An 8,316-nucleotide genomic window follows, 5' to 3' on the forward strand; every position below is an offset into this window, starting at 1 on the left:
GCCGTAGCCGCTCCATCTGATAGATTTGGCCGGGCGCGACATGCAGTCGCGCCCTGTAGCCGATAGCTGACAACACCGGCGAGCTGGACGGCAGCCATAAAGCTGCTCGCAAGCTTACCGTGTTGGGCCTTTGTTCGTCAGGCATGGGGTTGCTCTCGTAGTGACGCAGAGGCTCGGAAGCATTCGGATCTCAATACCCGTTGCTCCCTGAAAGCTTTTGATCAGGGAGCTTGAGGCTGCCAGCCGAGGCGAATAGAATAATTTTTAGCAATATTTCAAATGTTTTTGATGGAATCAAGAAAATTTCCTAATAGGGAGTCTGGATGTTGTATCCGAGATTACTTCCTCGTTGGTCTAAAACCTTGCCCTCTCTGCTTTCCTCAGCATGAGATGAAGTGTATTGCGCAGGGCGAGGAAGCACCGCACGGCTCATCAGATGGTGATCTATGGACGTTTGAGGGTCGTTTGCTGGTCACGCATAGGCAAGCTCCCGCGGGTAGGGCACGGCCGGATAAATCGGCTCCGGTGTGATGTGCTGCGCCAGCCGCTCGGCAGTCTTGGCCAACCCTTCGTTCAACACTAGGTCATCAACCTCGGCCCAGTGGTTGGGGTAAAGGCGCCCTTCCTTATGCTCCGGTCGCTACATCATGGATCCGCTTCGGGTTCCAGGTCGTTTTCTGGTCCACCATCATCACCTCCTCGTACTCTTGCCTGCAGCGCGTGCTGTAGACGCAGATTCGTGAGGAAGCCCTTGAGCAGAACGCCTGGCCGCGTATGGCTGCTGATCCTGATGGTCGTCATAGGAATCGCACCGCTTGCATCCGCGGCCCTGGCTGGGCTGATCGCCGAACTGAACGGATGTGGTCTGCATGAAGGCTTTGCCCAATCTTGCATCGTGGCAGGGTTCGATGTGGGCAGGCCTGCTGCACACCATGGCCGTCATGGGTTAGCTGATGCTGATCTCTTTCTTCTTCCTCGCCGGCGGATTATCGGGGCTAGCCAAAGAAGCGCTGCTGCTGATCATTCGCAGGATCTGGGCTCGACAGCTTTGAAATGGGCCCCTGCTCGAACACCGTCACCCGCACACCGCGGCGGCTGAGCGCCCAGGCCGTCAGCAGCCCGGTGATGCCGCCACCCCCCACAACCGATACGTGCCGCATCACCTTCCACCATCAACGTGTCTGCCGCGGCAGCCTACCCCCGGGCCGCGGTCCGGTTGCCCTTAGCCTTTGACGCCTTGGTTCATCAGCGCATCGGCAGGGCGTAGAGCAGGCCGCCGCGCGTCCATAGCTCGTTGACGCCGCGCGGCAGGCCCACGGGGCTGGCCGGACCCATGTGACGGTCGTAGATCTCGCCGTAGTTGCCGACCGCCTTCACGACGTTCACCACCCAGAGGGGGTCCACCTTGATGGCCTGGCCGAGTTCGGGCGTGACGCCCAGGAGGCGGCGCGTGTCGGGATTGGTGGTGGTGCGGCGCACCTCGTCAACGTTGGCCTGGGTGACGCCGCTCTCCTCCGCCTGGATCACCGCGTTCACATACCAGCGGACGACGTCGTACCACTCGTCGTCGCCCCGGCGGACATAGGGACCGTAGGGTTCCTTGGAAAAGCGCTCGGGCAGGATGGTCCAGTCCGACGGGTTCCGCATCGATGACCGCGCGGCCGCCAGCAGGGAGGCGTCGCTCCCGTAGGCGTCACACCGTCCTGCCTGGAACGCCTCGGCTGCCTGGTCGGCCCGCTCGAACAGCACGGGTGTCATGGTCATGTTGTTGGTACGGAAGAAGTCCGCCGTGATGAGTTCATTGGTGGTGCCCTGGAGCAGGCAGACGGTGGCGCCGCCCATGTCGGTGGCCTTCGCGATTTTGGCGTCTGCGCGCACCATGAAGCCGTGGCCATCATAGAAGTTCGGCATGACCGTGCGGATGCCGAGGCTCGTGTCGCGCAGCATGGTGGCGGTGCTGGTGCGGAACAGCACGTCCACCTCGCCCGAGGAAAGGGCGGTGAACCGCAGCGGCGTGGACAGGGGCGTGAAGCGGACCTTGTCCGGGTCGTTGAAGAGGGCGGCGGCGAGGCCGCGGCAGAAATCGACGTCGAAGCCCTGCCAGACACCGCGGGAATCGGGGCGGGCAAAGCCAGCGATGCCGGTGTGGATGCCGCAGTTCAGGGTGCCCCGCGCCTTGACCGCGTCCAGCGTCGCGCCAGCCCGGGCTTCCGGGGCACCGCTGCAAAGGGCGGTGGCCACCAGGGCGATCACCGCGGACATGCGCCTCATCATCTCAACTCCCTCCTTGCTCGTGATACCGAACCGTGCCGACTGCACAGGGAACGGGAAACGAACCATGGCGTTCCCCCCGACGCCGGGCAACCCGTTGCCGGTCCTCCGGCGACCGTCGGCGACCCCTGCGCCGGGATGCGGTTCTCAATGGGTTCCCCTTTGGACAGGCAGTCCTCGATGTACAGCCGTTGCACCTGCTCGCTGATGGGGCCTGGCTTGCCATCACCAATCTGGCCTTTGTGGATCCCGCGCGGCGGTGGCTTACAGCTCTGCTGCCCACTCCGGCATTTGCTGATCATGGTGCAGCCGCAGGCTGCTGTAGGCCCACTGCGGTGAAGACGGTCTCGAGCGGCGACGCTTCTGCGGTCATCCCGGACGGCTCTGGCAGGCTGGCACGTGCCTCCTGCGCACAGCGCCCCGGCAGCAGCGGATCCTCCGGTGCGAGGTACGCCTCCTGCCACCAGCCGCGGATGCCCTCCTCGGCCTGAGCGAGAGTGCTCGCTGCCGGCAAGCGATCACGCTTGAGGCGCTGGTTCACCAGGCGGTGCGCCGGCAGCAGGTTCCACAGGTCGCCGCAGGGCCAGGCGGACCAGGGGAAGAGGTGATCGATGTCGAGGTTCTCCTGGGCCAGGGCTCTGCCGGTCCAGACACAGTGCAGCGGCCGCGCCTCCAGCTGCCGCAGCGCCACCGAGATCCAGGACACTTCGGGCCGCCCCAGACTGTCCATGGCGTCCGCGCGCCGGATCACCGCCAGGCCATGGTCGCGGGCCAGCGTCTCGATCTCCTCCAGCGACACCGGATGCATGCCGCGCGGGTTCGGCCGGGCCGCGCCGTAGGGTCAGCGCCAGCAGGCTGCCAGGCTTGAGCAGCGAGACCAGCTTGCGGAAGGCGCGCGGGCGGTGGCTCGGGTGCAGGTGCTGCCAGACGGCACTGACCAGGATCACCTCGCAGGAGAGGCCGGCACGCAGGAGGCCTCTCAGCGGGGAAGGCGTCAGGGACCCAGCGGATGCGCGGCTCCGGGTGGCGCCGTATGCTCCCGGCTCGTATCGCACCTGCCGGCTCGGCTGCCACCACGTCATGGCCGAGCCCGGTCAGCCACGCGGCGTCGCGGCCACTGCTGGCGCCGACATCCAGCACGGCGGCGGGGCTGCTGGGCAGTAGGTCCTGAAACCAGGCGTGCAGGGTGGCCGGATCGGCAGCTTCGTAGTGCGACACCACCGTATCAGCATGGGCCTCATACCTGTCCCAGGACATCGACGCCCACAACCTCCTGCTCATGGGGTGCCAAGAGCCCTACGCCTGTTCTCGCCGGCAGCCAGCCGGGGTAGTTTCGCCGGAGAGGGCGCCGCAAACCAGCCCGGCAAGGCATCACCGTGCATCTGGCCTATGTCGACTGCAGCAACCTGTTCCTCGAGGCGCAGAAGGTCAGCGCCGTCGCCCGCGGCTGGGCGCGGAACCTCGCTGAGGTGAACCAGCAGAGCAGTCCCGACTTCAGCTACCGGCTCGACTTCCACCGCCTGATGGCCTTGCTACGGAAGCTGGAGGATCCGATGCAGGCCGCGGTGTTCGGCTCCGTCACCGACAGCAATGAGGGGTTGTGGCCCCATGCCGAGGCGGCCGGCTTTGAGGTCCGGGTGGTGGAGCGCGCTGCCTCCGGCCGCGAGAAGCGGGTCGACACCGGCGTGGTGACGCGGATCTGCCGTGACGCCTATCTGCTGGGGCAGCCGGGGAGGGATCGCATCACCCTGGTGGCCGGCGATGGTGACTACGAGCCGATGGTGCGGCAGCTCGTGGCCGATGGCTTTGACGTGACGCTGCTCTACTGGTCGCACGCCAGCCGGGAGCTGCAGACGGTGGCCAGCCGCTTCTACCCGCTGGATGCCTATCTGGAGGACTTGGCGCTGCGCTGAGGCCCACGCCTGCCGACCGCGGCAGAGACTTGTCCCCAGTTTGCGGGGACAGAGCTGTGGATCACCGGGTGGACAGGCTGTGCAGGGCAGGGGAGGAGCCAAGCGAGTAGGCGCCCTATTATGCCTCACCAACTGAACCGTCTCGCCGAACCGCGACTGATTATTGTGGAGCCACAGCAGGGCACCTGCTCATCGATCAAGGGCGCCCCACCGAGGCGCCACCGATCAGGAGATACAACCATGAACGCTGTTCGCACCCGGCTCACCGCTGTCGTGGTAGACCCCCGGCGACACCAACTTCGCCTTTCCCATGGCCGGCACGCCGCTCTTGAGTGGTGGTTCAAAAGGCGGTGTGGCTGACTTTCGCTGGGTGTCGCCCACGGTAATGGCGGCGCACTCCTCAGCCGATCAGACCGATCACAGGCAGAAAAGAAGAGGAGGGCTCATGCAGCGGCCATGGCATCAGCACTGCTCATGCCCTGAGGCGTCAAAGCGATTGATCGCTTCCTCATCGCTCGCGAGCACTGGCTTTCTGCTCTGTAGTCAGCTGCTCAGCATCCATACGAGAACCTTGCTTTGCAAGATCCTGGCTGATCTGCTGGCCTTGACGTCCGGGAAAGGAGCAGCCTGTTGAGCTTTTCGGGTCTCTTCGCACAACTCGTGGCACTGGTCGGCACCGGGACAGTGGCCATACGGCGCATCACCGATGGCACGCCGATACCGGCATGGGGCAAGACACCGGCCATTCCGGTGGCGAAGCCTCAAGGCGCGATTCCAACCCTCAAGATGCCGACCGCCAAGGGGTGGCACGATGGCCGGGTGCCGACCACAGCACCAGGGCTTAGGGTGAATGCCTTCGCCACGGGATTGGAACATCCGCGCTGGCTCTGCGTATTGCCCAATGGCGATGTCCTGGTCGCCGAGTCCAGCAGTGTAGCCCGGCCTGCCAAGTCCATTTGGGACTATGCTCAGATCAGTACCATGAAGCGTGCTGCCGCCATGGGCGTGAGCGCCAACCGCATCACCTTGCTGCGGGATGCCGATGGTGACGGCGTGGCCGAGATCCGCGAGACCTTCCTGGAGAACCTCAATCAGCCCTTCGGCATGGCGCTGGTGGGCAACACTTTCTATGTCGGCAATACCGACGGCCTGGTCGCCTTCCCCTATGAGCCTGGCGCCACCAGCATCAAGGCGCCGGGACGCCAGATCTGCGATTTCAAGCCAAGCGGCCACTGGACCCGCAGCCTGCTGGTCAGCCCCGACGAGACGAAGCTCTACGTTGGCGTGGGCTCGATGACCAACATCGCCGACAACGGCATGGAGGAGGAGGACGGTCGAGCTGCAATCCACGAGGTCGATCTGGCTACCGGGCATCGTCGCATTTTTGCGACCGGCTTGCGCAATGCGGTGGGCATGGCTTGGGAACCTCACACGGGCGCGCTCTGGACCGTTGTCAACGAGCGTGACGGACTGGGAGACGAGACGCCACCGGATTACCTGACTTCGGTGCGGGATGGCGGCTTCTACGGCTGGCCTTACTGCTACTGGGACCGCGTCATCGACGATCGGGTGCCGCAGGATACGGCCCAGGTCGCCAGCGCCATCACCCCGGATTATGCGCTAGGCGGCCACACCGCCTCGCTAGGTCTGTGCTGGTTGCCAGCCGGCACGCTGCCCGGCTTCCCTGAAGGTATGGCCATTGGGCAGCACGGATCATGGAACCGCAGCATCCTCAGTGGCTACAAGCTGGTCTTCATTCCTTTCGCCAACGGGCATCCGGACGGACCACCGCGCGACATCCTCGCGGGCTTCCTGTCGCCGGACGAGAAAGAGTCTTATGGGCGGCCTGTCGGTGTTCACATAGGCCCAGATGGCGCAGTGCTGATGGCCGACGACGTCGGCGACATCATTTGGCGTGTCACCGGGGGCTGAAACCGCGGAGGAGTGCTGACGTCAGTTTTGGCGGCAGCCCCAGCGGTGAAGCTCAACGAGCTGCGATCACGGTATGCCACCCGGCAGGGCTTCTCAGGTCGGCCAAACCTCGACGTTCTTCCCAGCCTGAGATGCGGTATCACCCAGCCGAAGCTGGTTCTCTTGGAAGGCGCGTTCCACACCGTCCTGGCCGCGAACCCGGTAGGAGCGGAGGCCGCTCTCCAGCGGCATGACCCGAGTGACGGTGAACTCGTTGCCCCGGATGTGGCCATCGCCAGCCCCACGGCCGAAAGCCACAACCTGGCCGATCTTGAATGCCGCATCGCTCATGTTGGCTCATCCTATCAACGGCACGCTGAAGCTGTGCCTGGGGGCCTCAAGCCACCTGCTAGCGCAGGACACCACCCGAAGATGATTGACCGAGAAAGGGAGGGTAGCACGGATGGCAGCTTGCGCTGGCATGCCAATCGGGCAAGCCCGCCTGCTGACGATGTAGCCCGGCAGCATCTGTCGATGTGGTGCAGGCGCTGGCCTATGCCCGGCGCTTCGACGAGGTCATCCGCGGCTCGTGACGCGATGAGCGAGATCATAAAGGCGGCCGCACTGCCGGCCGGACCTGAAGCCACAAAAAAAGCCTCGGTTGGAGATCCAACCGAGGCTCAGCCCCATCACAGCGCAAGCGCCGCAATGGTAGGTATCGAGCTGCCAGACGGCAGCGCGGCCTTCAGGCCTGACGAAGATTGCCAGCCGAGACCTTGCCCTGCTGGCCCTTCACCAACTCATACTCCAGCTTGTCGCCCTCGCGCGGCTCCTGCAGGCCAGACCGCTGCACATCGGAGATGTGCAAGAACACGTCCTTGGAGCCATCCTCGGGCTGAATGAAGCCGAAGCCCTTGGTGCTGTTGAACCACTTCACGGTGCCGACAGGCATAAGCATCTTCCGATCAAAACGGAAAACCGCCAAGCAGTATTGCGCGGCGGATCACCTTCAGTTTGAAACGGAAACAAGCTCAGAACCCAGATGAATGGGCAGGAGAAGCAAACCGGAACAACGAAAATGACAAACCCCGTATAAAGAGCCCGATTCCATTGCGCAAGTTCTATCGGAGAAAGCTCTCATAAGGGGAAGCTTTGCTTTTTCCTGAATTTGATCTCTCCTTGGCCGGCACACTATGCCATGCCCACTGAAGAGGTCTCTGCGCGCCATTCCGGCAGGTCTGAGCTTCAACACGATCCCCGCTGATTGATCATCAAGCTTGTGGCAACACCCATCTGATCCACCCTCTAGCACGCGATGCAGTTATCGCGTGCCCCCGACCGCAAATCGGATTTCGCAGATAGGTCGTATTCTGCTTCTGCCAATTCTGTTGAAAAAGTCACTGCTTGGCCGGAAGGGGTGCTGCCTGGTGGCTGGGGCGGCTGGGGCAGCTTGGAGTGAACCCCTGAGGCTGGACCGCCCTGGGTCAGAACTAAGAACCTATCCCACTAGACGCTGGCTGCGAGGCTTCCTAGCTCATCGTTCATGATGAGGAGATCTATTCGGGCGACGAAGCGGCGCATTCGAGATGACGGCTGGCGCCTGCCGGATGCGCTCTGGGCTGAGATGGAGCCGTTGCTGCCACCACGGCCTAAACACCCGCTGGGCTGCCACAACCCACGTGTGCCGGACCGGGCGGCGATGGACGCCATCTTCTTTGTGCTGCGCACCGGCTGTCAGTGGAATGCGCTGCGGGAGACCAAGCTCTGCTCGTCCTCCTCGGCGCACCGGCGCTTTCAGGAATGGGCAAAGGCCGGAGTGTTCGAGGCGTTCTGGCGCAAGGGATTGCTGGCCTATGACGGCCTGCGAGGCATCGACTGGAGTTGGCTCGCACTCGACGGCGCCATGGGCAAGGCGCCGCTGGGCGGGGGAAAAAACCGGCTCCAATCCAACGGACCGCGGCAAGCGCGGGGTCAAGCGCTCGGTGCTGACCGACGGACGCGGCGTCCCTCTGGGTGCAGTGATCGAGGGGGGGGCGAACCGCAACGACCACAAGCTGATGCGCCAGACCCTGCAGGCCGTCCCTGTTAAGCGGCCCAAGCCGACGCCCCGCCAACCCCGGCACCTCTGCCTCGACAAGGGCTTCGACTATGACGAGCCGCGCGCACTGGCAGCCGAGTTCGGCTTCACCCTGCACCTGCGCACACGTGGCGAGGAGGTCAG

At 64.0% G+C, this 8,316-nt stretch carries 6 protein-coding genes and 2 pseudogenes; 3 read left to right on the top strand and 5 right to left on the bottom strand.

Going from position 1 to position 8,316, the window contains the following annotated elements:
- Nucleotides 1-1,064: 1,064 nt before the first annotated feature.
- From EBE87_RS30130 to EBE87_RS26945, 3 genes and pseudogenes are all read right to left on the bottom strand, one after another.
- A pseudogene (locus tag EBE87_RS30130) lies at nt 1,065-1,160 on the bottom strand (FAD-dependent oxidoreductase); the annotation flags it as partial.
- 85 nt (nt 1,161-1,245) lie between these two features.
- The gene (locus tag EBE87_RS26940; RefSeq protein ID WP_233560247.1) at nt 1,246-2,262 is read right to left on the bottom strand and encodes an amino acid ABC transporter substrate-binding protein; all 1,017 of its coding nucleotides are present in this window, start codon (nt 2,260-2,262) and stop codon (nt 1,246-1,248) included.
- A gap of 307 nt (nt 2,263-2,569) precedes the next feature.
- Nucleotides 2,570-3,079: an HNH endonuclease domain-containing protein gene (locus EBE87_RS26945; RefSeq protein WP_120640635.1), complete on the bottom strand. Its 510-nt coding sequence runs from the start codon at nt 3,077-3,079 to the stop codon at nt 2,570-2,572.
- A 568-nt stretch (nt 3,080-3,647) separates the two neighbouring features.
- Here EBE87_RS26945 and EBE87_RS26955 point away from each other — a divergent pair.
- Both EBE87_RS26955 and EBE87_RS26960 read left to right on the top strand, forming a co-directional pair.
- On the top strand, nt 3,648-4,184 hold the full coding sequence (locus EBE87_RS26955; RefSeq protein WP_158601040.1) for an NYN domain-containing protein: 537 nt from the start codon (nt 3,648-3,650) through the stop codon (nt 4,182-4,184).
- 630 nt (nt 4,185-4,814) lie between these two features.
- Nucleotides 4,815-6,116 (top strand): PQQ-dependent sugar dehydrogenase, encoded by a 1,302-nt coding sequence (locus tag EBE87_RS26960; RefSeq protein WP_120640632.1) that lies wholly within the window; start codon nt 4,815-4,817, stop codon nt 6,114-6,116.
- A 93-nt stretch (nt 6,117-6,209) separates the two neighbouring features.
- Here the strand turns inward: EBE87_RS26960 and EBE87_RS26965 are convergent, their stop codons facing one another.
- A complete protein-coding gene (locus EBE87_RS26965) occupies nt 6,210-6,446 on the bottom strand; it encodes a hypothetical protein (protein WP_120640631.1) in 237 nt (78 codons plus the stop codon).
- Nucleotides 6,447-6,840: 394 nt separating this feature from the next.
- Nucleotides 6,841-7,047 (bottom strand): cold-shock protein, encoded by a 207-nt coding sequence (locus EBE87_RS26970; protein ID WP_120640630.1) that lies wholly within the window; start codon nt 7,045-7,047, stop codon nt 6,841-6,843.
- Between the two features lie 594 nt (nt 7,048-7,641).
- Here EBE87_RS26970 and EBE87_RS26975 point away from each other — a divergent pair.
- Nucleotides 7,642-8,316, top strand: a pseudogene (locus EBE87_RS26975) (IS5 family transposase); the annotation flags it as partial.

Origin of the sequence: Teichococcus wenyumeiae (genome assembly GCF_003696345.1) — a bacterium.
GTDB classification, from domain to species: Bacteria; Pseudomonadota; Alphaproteobacteria; order Acetobacterales; family Acetobacteraceae; genus Pseudoroseomonas; species Pseudoroseomonas wenyumeiae.